The sequence below is a fragment of the Agromyces archimandritae genome (genome assembly GCF_018024495.1).
Lineage (GTDB): Bacteria > Actinomycetota > Actinomycetes > Actinomycetales > Microbacteriaceae > Agromyces > Agromyces archimandritae.
The window spans coordinates 2,236,114-2,247,649 of the sequence record NZ_CP071696.1 but is presented as its reverse complement, the minus strand read 5'-3'; the positions used below and the strand labels follow the sequence as shown (position 1 = coordinate 2,247,649).

Below are 11,536 nucleotides of genomic sequence, written 5' to 3'. Positions count from 1 at the left end.
TCGACGCAGGCTCGTGTGAGCATGAACCATGGTCATCGTCGATTCGGGTCGAACGCTCACCGCATCCGCGCACCAGCCTGCGCAGGCCGAGGCCGACGGGCACGACGTCGATGCGCTCACCCTCGGCCGCCGCATCCGCGAACGCCGCACCGCACGCGGCATGACCCTCGGCCAGCTCGCCGCCGGCGTCGACCGGGCACCGAGCCAGATCTCGATGATCGAGAACGGCAAGCGCGAACCGCGCCTGTCGATGCTCCGCCAGATCGCCCTGACCCTCGGCACGAGCGCCGACGAACTCCTCGAAGAAGAGCCGCCCTCCGAGCGGGCCGCGCTCGAGATCGCCGTCGAACGCGCCCAGCGCGGCCCCGTCTTCGAAGCGCTCGGGCTGCCGCGCTTCCGCATCGGCAAGGGCCTCAGCGACCAGACCCTGCAGACCCTGCTCGCCCTGCACAACGAGATCGACCGCCTGCACCGCGAGCGGGCCGCCACGCCCGAGGAGGCCCGGCGGGCCAACGCCGAACTCCGCGACGAGATGCGCGCCCGCGACAACCACTTCCCCGAACTCGAGGCCGAGGCCGCCGAACTCCTGGCCGCCGTCGGCCACTCCGGCGGGCCCGTCTCCCACCAGCTCGTCGGCGACATGGCCGCCCATCTCGGCTTCTCGCTGCACTACGTCGGCGACCTGCCGCACTCCACGAGATCCGTCACCGACAAACGCAACGGCCGCATCTACCTGCCGACGACGCACTCGCCCTCGCGCGACTCCCGCTCCCCCATCCTGCAGGCCCTCGCGAGCCAGGTGCTCGGCCACGAGGAGCCCGAGAGCTACGCCGAGTTCCTCCGCCAGCGCGTCGAGACCAACTACCTGACGGCGGCGATCCTGCTGCCCGAGGAGGCCACGGTCCGCTTCCTCACCGAGGCGAAGAACCTCCGGCGCATCTCGATGGAAGACCTCCGCGACGCCTACGCCGTCTCCTACGAGACCGCAGCGCACCGCTTCACGAACCTCGCCACCGCTCGCCTCGGCATCCCGGTGCACTTCATGAAGGTGCACGAGTCGGGCACGATCATCAAGGCGTACGAGAACGACCAGGTGCGCTTCCCGTCCGACGCGCTCGGTGCGATCGAGGGCACGACCGTGTGCCGCAACTGGACGGCGCGCACCGTCTTCGACGTCGAGGACCGCTTCAGCCCCTGGTACCAGTACACCGACACCCCCTCCGGTACCTTCTGGTGCACCTCCCGCATCGAGAAGGCGAAGGAGGGCGAGTACTCGGTGTCGGTCGGGGTGCCGTTCCAGCATGTGAAGTGGTTCCGGGGCCGCGAGACCGCGAATCGGGCGGTGTCGCGCTGCCCCGAGGAGTCGTGCTGCCGGCGGGCGCCGGGCGGACTCTCCGAGCGATGGGCGGATGCCGCATGGCCGGCCGCGCGCACCCCGACGAGCCTGTTGGCGGCACTGCCGACGGGCGGCTTCCCGGGCGTCGACGAGACCGAGGTGTACGAGTTCCTCGAGGCGCACGCCCCCGCCGAGTAACCGCGCGGGGCTGGTCTCGATACGGCCGCCAGCGGCCTACTCGACCGACGGAGGGGGGCTCGCTGGTCTCGATACGGCCGCCAGCGGCCTACTCGACCGACGGGCGGCGCCCCTCCGCCGGTCGAGGAGCGAGCGCAGCGAGCCCCCTTCCGCCGGTCGAGGAGCGAGCGCAGCGAGCCCCCTTCCGCCGGTCGAGGAGCGAGCGCAGCGAGCCCCCCTCCGCCGGTCGAGGAGCGAGCGCAGCGAGCGTCTCGAGACCCCCGCCGATCAACTACCCGAGGCACCGACCCAGACCGGCGGCTTCGCCCCGGTTTCAGCCGAGATCGCAGTCCAGGGCGAGTTCGGCGTAGCCGATCACGGCCCCGCGGCATTCGCCACGGTCGAGATCCACCCCGACGAGCGGGTAGAGATCGTATGCGTCCTCGAGCGCGACGATGTTCCGGGCGACCATGGACAGTTCCTGCCTCGGGCGGAAGGCACCGAGCGCGACCCCGATCTCGATCGTGGATCGGTACAGCATGACCTGACGTTCGACGATCGAACGGTGCAAGGGCTTGTAGCTGGGCTTCTCGCGCAAGAGCCCGATGCTCTCGTAGACGATCCTGAGATCGCCGCTGATCTCGTCCGGCACCCCGGCTTCGATGAGTGCGCGCAAGCGGGCGACCGGGTCGGGCTCGCGGAGGGTGATCGCCCGGCGACGCTCGTAGAACTCCTCCAGCACGCCTTCCACCGCGGCGAGCTGCAACTGTTCGAAGTTCTCGAAGTAGTACAACACGCTGCCGACGCTCATCTCGGCCTCCGCGGCGACCGCGCGCACGTTCGCCTGCGCGAGGCCCTGGTCACGGGCGACACGGCGCAGCGCCGCGACGAGTTCGCCGCGACGCTCCGTCCGTTTCACGCCCCGCGTCACTCGGCCCCCACGCGGGGCCCGGCCGCAGCCGCGTCGTCGAGGTTCTCGGCGAGCGCCGCATACCGTGCGGGATCGCGCCGTCTGATGACCATGCCCATGACGATACCGGCGATGAACAGCACGGGCGTGGGCGCGAGGAGCACCCAGTTGATCGGCCCCGTGAAGGTCGTGACGATCTCGAAGTTGAAGGCGATGAGCAGGAACCCGGTGATGAGGCCGGCGGCACCGAGCGCCGGGGCGACGAGCACGCGCCACGGGCTGTGCCCGCGGCGGTTCCGTGCGAAGAACCCGACGACGGCGACGGCGGCGACCCCCTGTGCGAAGACGAGCCCGGCGACCCCGGTCGCGTAGGTCCAGATCGCGAACTGGAGGAACGGGTCGGCGCCGAGGGCGAAGGCCACGAGGATGGCGACGAGCGCGAGCACGCTCATGACGGCGCTCGCCGCGTGCGGGGCCTTCGTCTTCGCATGCGTCCGGCCGAGGACGGCCGGCAGCAGCCGTTCCCGCCCGAGCGCGTAGAGGTAACGACTGGAGGCGTTGTGGAACGCGAGGACGCAGGCGAAGAAGCTCGTCACGATGAGCACCTGCATGACGACGGCAGCCCACGCGCCCAGGTACTCCTCGCCTGCGGCGAAGACCATCGTCTCGAAGGCGTCGGACCGGGCCATCTCGATGACGCCGTCGGCACCGAAGGCGACCGTCAGCATCCAGAACGTGAAGGCGTAGAAGACGCCGAGGAAGGCGATGGCGACGTACGTCGCGATGGGGATCGTGCGCTTCGGGCGCTTCGCCTCCTCGGCGTAGATCGCGGTGCCCTCGAACCCGAGGTATGCGCCGAACCCGACGACGAAGAGGCTTCCGGAGCCGGCGGCGAAGAAGATCTCCCGCGGGTCGAAGGGCGCCGCGCTGATCGGCTCTGGTCCGCCCTGACCGAGCACGGCGATCGCGAGCGCGAGCAGGATCACGACTTCGAGCGTGAGCAGGACCCCGAGCACCTTCGCCCCGACGTCGATCTTGCGGTACCCGAGGACGGCGACGAGTGCGGCCGCGATGAGCGACCAGACCACCCACGGCAGTTCGATGCCGAAGATCCCGCCGAAGGTGAGTTCGCCGAAGAAGCCGATGAAGCCGTAGAAGCAGACCGAGAGGATGGCGTAGGCGAAGATCGTGACGAAGGCCACGCCCGTGCCGGCGGGCTTGCCGATGCCGCGGGCGACGTAGGCGTAGAAGGCGCCCGTGTTGCGCACGTGCGTCGACATCGCCGTGAAGCCCGAGGCGAAGAGGATGAGCACGACCGCGCACACGAGCATCGCACCGGCCGCACCGATGCCGCCCATGCGCATCGAGGTCGGGGCGGCGCTCGCGACCACCGTCAGCGGGGCCGCGGCCGAGACGACGAAGAAGACGATGTCGCCGACGCCGAGCCGCCCGGCGGCGAGTGCGCCTCTTCGTGTGGATGGAGCTCGTTCGCCGCTGTTGACCGTCTGTTCGGACATCGTCGTCTCCTCCGCTCGGGGCCCGTCCGGTACGGGATCCTGGATTTGAACGCCCATTCAAGCCACAGGTAAGAATGCCTGTCAAGAGTGCTAAGTTGTGCCGCAGACGGTTTGAACGTCTGTTCAGCATTTTGAGGAGCGTCGATGACGACCACCGCACCCCGCGCGAGAGACCTCGGCATCCCCTTCGACGGGCGCGCCGGGCGCTGGAACGCGATCACCGACGTTCCGGGCGTCGAGGTCGGCTACGCGACGATCGCGTCCGGCGATCCGGCGGGCCCCGGCTCCGCGTCCGTCGCCCGTACGGGGGTCACGGCGATCCTCCCCCGAGGGAGGGACGGTATCGGCGTGCCCTGCGCGGCGGGGACCTTCTCGCTGAACGGGAACGGCGAGCTCACCGGGCGCACCTGGATCGACGAGTCCGGCGCGCTCACCCTGCCGATCGCCCTCACGAACTCGCATGCGGTCGGCGCCGTGCACCGCGGGGTCGACGAATGGGTGCATCGCACGCGCCCCGACCTTTCCGCGCAGTGGATGCTACCCGTCGTCGGCGAGACCTGGGACGGATACCTGAACGCGATCAACGCCGGCAACGTCCGGCCGGAGCACGCCGGCGCCGCGCTCGACGCCGCGCACGGCGGAGCGATTTCCGAGGGTTCCGTGGGCGGCGGCACCGGCATGACCTGCTACGGCTTCAAGGGAGGTTCGGGCACGGCGTCCCGCCTCGTCGAGGTCGGCGGTGAGCACTACACGGTCGGCGTGTTCCTGCAGGCGAACTTCGGCTCCCGCGACGAGCTGCGCATCGATGGGCGCCGCCTCGGCCGTTCCTCGGCTGCACCGAATCCCATGGAGACGACCGCCTGGCTCGAACGCGACGGGGAACGCGCCCGAGTCGCCGGGGGATCGGGCAGCGTGATCGTCGTCGTCGCAACGGATGCCCCCTTGCTGCCCGGTCAGTGCGCCGCGCTCGCGCGGCGCGTTCCCCTCGGCCTCGCCCGCACCGGGACCACCGCGAGCCATTTCTCCGGTGACATCTTCCTCGCCTTCTCGACCGCGAACCCCGGCGCTCTGACCTCGATGCTCGGCCACGAGCAGGGCCGCGGTCTCGAGACGCTCGCCTTCGTGCCATGGGGGCGGATCGATCCGTTCTTCGCCGCCGTCGTCGAGGCGGTCGAGGAGGCCACGGTCAACGCTCTCGTGGCCGCCCGTGACACGGTCGGCCGTGACGGGCACGTCGCCTTCGCCCTCCCGCATGACGAGGTGCGGTCCGCCTTCGCGGCACCGCCGCACCCGTCCCCCTCCGTGCCGACCACCGACCGCCAGACCGTGAAGGAGCACGAATGACCGATACGACGAGCGCACCGGCGCATGCCATGCCGTTCACGGCCCCGACAGGCACCCGGCATCCGCTGCCGGCGCCTGAGCTCGGGGCCGCAGTGCGCGCGGACGACCGCGCGCACGTCTTCCACTCCTGGAGCGCGCAGTCGCTCATCGACCCGCTGCCCGTCGCCGGCGGATCGGGCTCGACCTTCTGGGACTACGAGGGCAACGCCTATCTCGACTTCTCGAGCCAGCTCGTGAACCTGAACCTCGGCCACGGGCATCCGGACCTCGTCGAAGCCATCCGGCACCAGGCCGGACGACTGGCGACGATCCAGCCCTCGATGGCGTCCGACGTGCGCGGCGAGCTCGCGCGACGCATCGCAGAGGTCGCACCGGGTGATCTCGACCGGGTCTTCTTCACGAACGGCGGGGCCGACGCGAACGAATACGCGGTGCGGATGGCGCGCCTGGTCACGGGCCGGCGCAAGGTGCTCTCGGCGTACCGCAGCTACCACGGTGCGACGGCCACGGCGATCTCGCTCACGGGAGACCCGCGCCGTTGGGCGAACGAGCCCGGCGACGGCAGCGTCGCCCACTTCTTCGGCCCGTACCCGTATCGTTCCGCGTTCCACTCGTCCACCCCGGAAGAGGAGGCCGATCGTGCGCTCGCGCATCTCGAACAGGTCATCGTCCTCGAGGGCGCGGAGACGATCGCAGCGATCATCCTCGAGACGATCGTGGGCACGAACGGGGTTCTCGTGCCGCCGCCCGGATACCTCGCCGGCGTACGCGAGCTGTGCGACCGGTACGGCATCGTTTACATCGCCGACGAAGTCATGGTCGGGTTCGGCCGGGTCGGCGAGTGGTTCGCGGTGAACGGCTTCGGCGTCGTGCCCGATCTCGTGACCTTCGCGAAGGGCGTGAACTCGGGGTACGTCCCGCTCGGCGGGGTGATCATGTCCCCGTGGATCGCGGCGTATTTCGACGAGCGGCCGTTCCCCGGCGGGCTCACCTACTCCGGGCACCCGCTCGCCTGCGCGGCCGGCGTGGCGACGTTCGAGGTCTTCGAGCGGGACCGCATCCTCGAACACGTCCGCGACCTCGGCGAGCGCATCGTCGCCCCGCGTCTGGCCGCCGTCGCCGATGCGCATCCCTCGGTCGGCGAGGTCCGCGGGCGCGGCCTGTTCTGGGCGATCGAGCTCGTGCGGGATCAGGGCACGCACGAGCCGCTCGTCCCCTTCAACGCCTCCGGTGCCGATGCAGCGCCCGTCGCCGCAGTGGCCGCCGCCTGCAAACGCGCCGGGCTCTGGCCGTTCACGCATTTCAACCGGGTGCACGTGGCCCCGCCGCTCGTCATCGCGGAGGAGGAGCTCGCCCACGGCCTCGACATCATCGACGAGGCGCTCGATGTCGCCGACGCACACCTCGGCTGACGCGGCGCGGGGCCCCGGCCGCATCCGCCCTCAGAACGCGCCGAGGCCCGTCAGCTCGCGGCCGATGACGAGCTGGTGGATCTCGTCCGTGCCCTCGTAGGTGCGGACCGATTCGAGGTTGGCAGCGTGCCGCATCACCGGGAACGCGCTCGTGATGCCGTCGCCGGCCAGGATCGAGCGCGCCTGGTGGGCGATCTCGAGCGCCTCGCGCACCGCGTTCAGTTTGCCGACCGAGATCTGCGCCGGCGTGAGCGCCCCGCGCTCCTTCGCACGCCCGAGGTGCAGCGCGAGCAGGTACCCCTTCTCGAGTTCGACGGCCATATCGGCGAGCTTGGCCTGGGTGAGCTGGGCGGCGCCGATGGGGCGGCCGAACACCTCGCGTTCGCTCGCGCGGCCGACGGCGGCGTCGAAGCAGGATCTGGCCGCGCCCATCGCCCCCCACACGATCCCGAAGCGCGCCTCGTTCAGGCAGCCGAACGGGCCCGACAGGCCCGCCGCATCCGGCAGCATCGCCTCGGCCGGCAGACGCACGCCGTCCAGGCGCACATCGCACTGCACCGAGGCGCGCATCGAGAGCTTTCCGGTGATCGGCGTCGCCTCGAAGCCGGCCGTCGCGGTCGGCACGAGGAAGCCGCGCACCGCCCGGGCACCGGTGCCGAAGCCGTCCTCCTCGACCCGCGCCCACACCACGGCGACGTCGGCGAGCGAGGCGAGGCCGATCCACCGCTTGGCGCCGTCGATGACCCAGTCGCCGCCGTCGCGCCGGGCGACGGTCGTCATCGCGCCCGGGTCGCTGCCGCCCTGCGGTTCGGTGAGCGCGAAGCATCCGACGAGGGTGCCTGCGGCCATCCCGGGCAGCCACTGCTCCTTCTGCGCCTCCGTGCCGTATTCGGCGATCGCGCTCATCGCGAGCGAGCCCTGCACCGAGACGAAGGTGCGCCACCCCGAGTCGGCGGCCTCGATCTCGCTGCACACGAGCCCGTACGAGACGGCGCCGGCGCCGGCGCAGCCGTACCCGGTGAGGTGCATGCCGAGGAAGCCGGCCTCGCCGAGCGCGGGAACGAGTTCGCGGCGGAAGTGCGCGCGCTCCCAGTCGTCGTCGACGACGGGGGCGATGTGTTCGGCGGCGAAGGCGCGCGCCCGGTCGCGCCAGCCGCGTTCCTCCTCGCTGAGCAGGGCGTCGAGGTCGAAGATGCGGTCGAGCGCGGTCACGCGGGTTCCTTTCTCGGGTGCGGATGCCGTGGCGCGGCGTTCTCGGCCGCGCCGGCGCGCCCGTCGGGGGCGTCGCCCGGGCGCGCCCCGGCATCCGCCCATACCGCGCCGTCGTGCTCGCCGAGCCCGGGCGGCCCCTCCGTGTACGCGGCCGGCGTGCGGCCGAGGCCGACGGGGTTCGCGATCGAGGCGCCGCCGGGGGCGACGGGGTCGAGCCCCAGCCCTTCGGCGAACGCGACGGCCTCGGCGATGTCGTTGACGAGCCCGGCCGGAACGCCGGCGTCCGTGCACACCCCCACCCACTCGGCCGCCGGCCGCGTCGCGAAGGCGGCCTCGAGGAGGGGTTCGAGCTCGTCGCGTGCGGCGACGCGGGCCGGGTTCGTCGCATAGCGGGGGTCGTCGGCGAGCTCGGGTCGGCCGATGAGACGCGCGAGGGTGCGGAACTGGCGGTCGTTGCCGACGGCGAGCACGAGCTCCCGGTCGGCGGCGCGGAACACGGCATACGGCGCGATCGAGGGGTGCCGGTTGCCGAGTCGCGCCGGCGCCTGCCCGGTGGCCAGCGTCGAGGAGGCCTGGTTCACGAGGGCCGACAGCAGGCTCTGCAGCAGGTTCACCTCGACGTGCTGGCCGATGCCGCTTCGATCCCGCTCGCGGAGGGCGAGCAGGATGCCGCTCAGCGCGTTCTGCGCGGTGATGACGTCGACGAGGGCGACGCCGGCTTTCACCGGCTCGCCGCCCGGGTGCCCGGTGACCGACATGAGGCCGCCGACGGCCTGCACGAGCAGGTCGTAGCCGGGCATCCCGGCCCCGGCGCCGAATCCGGTGATCGAGCAGCTGATGATCGCGGGGTTCCCGGCGGCGAGCGAGGCGTGGTCGAGCCCGAAGCGGGCCATCACCCCCGGGCGGAAGTTCTCGACGACGACGTCGGCGGATGCCGCGAGCCGTCGCGCCCGGGCGAGCCCGGCCTCCGTCGTCAGGTCGAGCACGACGGATCGTTTGCCGCGGTTCACGGCGCCGAAGTAGGTGGATCGGCCCAGGGCATCCACCGGCGGACGCCATGCGCGCGTCTCGTCGCCGCCGGGCGGCTCGACCTTGATCACGTCGGCGCCGAAGTCGGCCATGAGCATCGTCGCGTAGGGGCCGGCGAGCACCCGCGAGAAGTCGGCGACGCGGATGCCCGCGAGCACTGCCTGCACCTCGGCCTCCTCGCCGTCGTCGCCGGTTGCCGCGAACAGCGCCACCGTGCACGGCCACCATACCCGTAGGCTGGTGCCCGACGGCGCCGACGCCGAACCTGCGGGGCCCGTCGTTCGCATACCCGTGGAAGGAGCCTCATGAGCTACGCCGTCGTCGACCCCGCGACCGGAGCAACGATCGAGCAGTACCCCACCATCACCGACGCCGAGCTCGAGGCGGCCCTGGGCCTGGCCGACGCCGCGCATCGCGACTGGTCGAAGACCTCGACGGTCGGCGAGCGCAGCGCCCTCATCCGCCGGGTCGGGCAGCTGCATTCGGAGCGGCGCGAGCAGCTCGCGAAGATCATCGTGCGCGAGATGGGCAAGCCGATCGAGCAGGCTCTCGGCGAGGTCGATTTCGCCGCCGAGATCTACACGTACTACGCCGACAACGCCGAGGCGATCATGCGCGACGAGCCGATCGATCTGCTCGCCGGCGAGGGCTCGGCGTTCATCCGCCGCGATTCGCTCGGGGTGCTGCTCGGCATCATGCCGTGGAACTTCCCGTACTACCAGGTCGCCCGCTTCGCGGGGCCGAACCTGGTGACCGGCAACACGATCGTCCTGAAGCACGCCCCGCAGTGCCCCGAGTCGGCGATCGCGATCGAGCAGATCTTCCGCGACGCCGGCTTCCCCGCAGGCGCCTATGTCAACATCCTCGCCTCGAACGAGCAGATCGAGGGCGTCATCGCCGACCCGCGGGTGCGCGGCGTCTCGCTCACCGGCTCGGAGCGGGCCGGCACGGCGGTCGCCGAGCTCGCCGGCCGGCACCTGAAGAAGGTCGTGCTCGAGCTCGGCGGTTCGGATCCGTTCCTGCTGTTCTCGACCGACGACCTCGATGCGACGGTGGATGCCGCCGTCTCCGCCCGCCTCGACAACAGCGGTCAGTCGTGCAACGCCGCCAAGCGTTTCATCGTGGTCGACGGGCTGTACGACGCGTTCCTGGAGAAGTTCACGGCGGCGCTCACCGCGGTCGAGGCGAAGGATCCGTCGTCGCCGGATGCGGTCATCGGCCCGCTGTCGTCGGCGGCGGCCGCCGAGCGGCTCGAGGGCCAGGTGCAGCGGGCCGTGGCCGGCGGGGCGACGCTCGTGGCCGGCGGCGGCCGCAGCGGCAACTTCTTCGAGACGACGGTGCTGACCGAGGTGGATGCCGGAAACGACGCGTACCGCGAGGAGTTCTTCGGACCGGTCGCGGCCGTCTACCGCGCCGCCGACGAGGCGGAGGCGGTGCGGATCGCCAACGACACCCCGTTCGGCCTCGGCTCGTACGTGTTCACGACGGATCCCGAGCAGGCGCTGCGCGTGGCGGATGCGATCGAGGCCGGCATGGTCTTCATCAACGCGGTGGGCGCAGAGGGCGCCGAGCTGCCCTTCGGCGGTGTGAAGCGTTCGGGTTCGGGCCGCGAGCTCGGCCGTCTCGGCGCCGACGAGTTCGTCAACAAGAAGCTCATCCGCATCGGCGGCTGAGCGGGCGCGCGCCGCGGCGAACGGATGCCGCGGCGCGCCGCCTCCGCTCCCGCTCCTCCCCGCCCCCGGAAACGACGAAGGGCCCGCCGAGGCGGGCCCTTCGTGTACGCGGTGTGCGTCAGATCGCGTTGACGTCCAGCGGGATGCCGGGGCCGAACGTGGTCGACACAGCGCCCTTCTGGATGTAGCGGCCCTTCGCGCTCGACGGCTTCAGGCGCACGACCTCTTCGAGGGCGGCCTTGATGTTGTCGTCGAGCTGCTGCTCGGAGAACGAGGCCTTGCCGACGACGAAGTGCACGTTGGCGTGCTTGTCGACGCGGAACTCGATCTTGCCGCCCTTGATGTCCTCGACGGCCTTGGCCGGGTTCGGGGTCACCGTGCCGGTCTTCGGGTTCGGCATCAGGCCGCGGGGGCCGAGCACCTTGCCGAGACGGCCGACCTGGCCCATGAGCTCGGGCGTGGCCACAGCCGCGTCGAACGAGGTGTAGCCGCCGGCGACCTTCTCGATGAGCTCGGCGCCGCCGACCTCGTCGGCGCCCGCGGCGATCGCGGCCTCGGCCGCGGGGCCGGTCGCGAAGACGATGACGCGGGCGGTCTTGCCGGTGCCGTGCGGGAGGATGACGGTGCCGCGCACCATCTGGTCCGCCTTGCGCGGGTCGACGCCGAGCTTGACGGCGACCTCGACGGTCGAGTCGGTCTTGGCCGAACCCGTCTGCTTGGCGAGGGCGACGGCCTCCGACGGGGTGTAGTACTTGCCGGCCTCGATCTTCTCGGCCGCGGCCCGGTAGGCCTTGGACTTCTTCGCCATGTTGGTTCTCCTTGAGAGAGTGTGGTCATCGCGCCTGGCGGGCGCTGCCACGATGTGAGTTCTGTGCGGGATGCCGCGCGATGCGGCGTCCTCGATCTCGTGGCCTCGAGACGCGCTT

Annotated in this window: 9 protein-coding genes; 4 read left to right on the top strand and 5 right to left on the bottom strand. The window is 71.3% G+C overall.

The window, feature by feature from the left end:
* Nucleotides 1-28: 28 nt before the first annotated feature.
* Nucleotides 29-1,534 (top strand): XRE family transcriptional regulator, encoded by a 1,506-nt coding sequence (locus tag G127AT_RS10230; RefSeq protein ID WP_210896572.1) that lies wholly within the window; start codon nt 29-31, stop codon nt 1,532-1,534.
* Between the two features lie 313 nt (nt 1,535-1,847).
* Here G127AT_RS10230 and G127AT_RS10225 read toward each other — a convergent pair whose 3' ends face one another.
* Both G127AT_RS10225 and G127AT_RS10220 read right to left on the bottom strand, forming a co-directional pair.
* Complete coding sequence (locus tag G127AT_RS10225; protein ID WP_244857524.1) at nt 1,848-2,432, bottom strand: TetR/AcrR family transcriptional regulator; 585 nt, start codon at nt 2,430-2,432, stop codon at nt 1,848-1,850.
* 8 nt (nt 2,433-2,440) lie between these two features.
* A complete protein-coding gene (locus G127AT_RS10220; protein ID WP_210896568.1) occupies nt 2,441-3,940 on the bottom strand; it encodes an APC family permease in 1,500 nt (499 codons plus the stop codon).
* 144 nt (nt 3,941-4,084) lie between these two features.
* Here G127AT_RS10220 and G127AT_RS10215 point away from each other — a divergent pair, with 144 nt between their 5' ends.
* Together G127AT_RS10215 and G127AT_RS10210 are read left to right on the top strand one after the other, a co-directional pair.
* Nucleotides 4,085-5,284 (top strand): DmpA family aminopeptidase, encoded by a 1,200-nt coding sequence (locus G127AT_RS10215; RefSeq protein ID WP_210896566.1) that lies wholly within the window; start codon nt 4,085-4,087, stop codon nt 5,282-5,284.
* Nucleotides 5,285-5,313: 29 nt separating this feature from the next.
* Entirely contained in the window at nt 5,314-6,696 is a 1,383-nt protein-coding gene (locus tag G127AT_RS10210; RefSeq protein ID WP_244857976.1) for an aspartate aminotransferase family protein, read from the top strand.
* 30 nt (nt 6,697-6,726) lie between these two features.
* On the opposite strand, the gene G127AT_RS10205 is transcribed toward G127AT_RS10210, so the two are convergent.
* Together G127AT_RS10205 and G127AT_RS10200 are read right to left on the bottom strand one after the other, a co-directional pair.
* Complete coding sequence (locus tag G127AT_RS10205) at nt 6,727-7,908, bottom strand: acyl-CoA dehydrogenase family protein (protein ID WP_244857523.1); 1,182 nt, start codon at nt 7,906-7,908, stop codon at nt 6,727-6,729.
* Complete coding sequence (locus G127AT_RS10200; RefSeq protein WP_425305900.1) at nt 7,905-9,095, bottom strand: CaiB/BaiF CoA transferase family protein; 1,191 nt, start codon at nt 9,093-9,095, stop codon at nt 7,905-7,907. The genes G127AT_RS10205 and G127AT_RS10200 overlap by 4 nt, the downstream gene beginning before the upstream one ends.
* A 147-nt stretch (nt 9,096-9,242) precedes the next feature.
* Here G127AT_RS10200 and G127AT_RS10195 point away from each other — a divergent pair, with 147 nt between their 5' ends.
* A complete protein-coding gene (locus tag G127AT_RS10195) occupies nt 9,243-10,610 on the top strand; it encodes an NAD-dependent succinate-semialdehyde dehydrogenase (protein ID WP_210896558.1) in 1,368 nt (455 codons plus the stop codon).
* Between the two features lie 118 nt (nt 10,611-10,728).
* Here the strand turns inward: G127AT_RS10195 and rplA are convergent, their stop codons facing one another.
* On the bottom strand, nt 10,729-11,418 hold the full coding sequence (gene rplA / locus G127AT_RS10190; RefSeq protein ID WP_210896557.1) for a 50S ribosomal protein L1: 690 nt from the start codon (nt 11,416-11,418) through the stop codon (nt 10,729-10,731).
* Between the last annotated feature and the right edge of the window lie 118 nt (nt 11,419-11,536).

What these genes read in the sequence shown, in the direction of transcription:
- G127AT_RS10195 (WP_210896558.1), top strand. Translation starts at nt 9,243, where the DNA reads ATGAGCTACGCCGTCGTCGACCCCGCGACCGGAGCAACGATCGAGCAG.
- G127AT_RS10230 (WP_210896572.1), top strand. Translation starts at nt 29, where the DNA reads ATGGTCATCGTCGATTCGGGTCGAACGCTCACCGCATCCGCGCACCAG.
- G127AT_RS10215 (WP_210896566.1), top strand. Translation starts at nt 4,085, where the DNA reads ATGACGACCACCGCACCCCGCGCGAGAGACCTCGGCATCCCCTTCGAC.
- rplA (WP_210896557.1), bottom strand. Translation starts at nt 11,418, where the DNA reads ATGGCGAAGAAGTCCAAGGCCTACCGGGCCGCGGCCGAGAAGATCGAG.
- G127AT_RS10220 (WP_210896568.1), bottom strand. Translation starts at nt 3,940, where the DNA reads ATGTCCGAACAGACGGTCAACAGCGGCGAACGAGCTCCATCCACACGA.
- G127AT_RS10210 (WP_244857976.1), top strand. Translation starts at nt 5,314, where the DNA reads ATGCCGTTCACGGCCCCGACAGGCACCCGGCATCCGCTGCCGGCGCCT.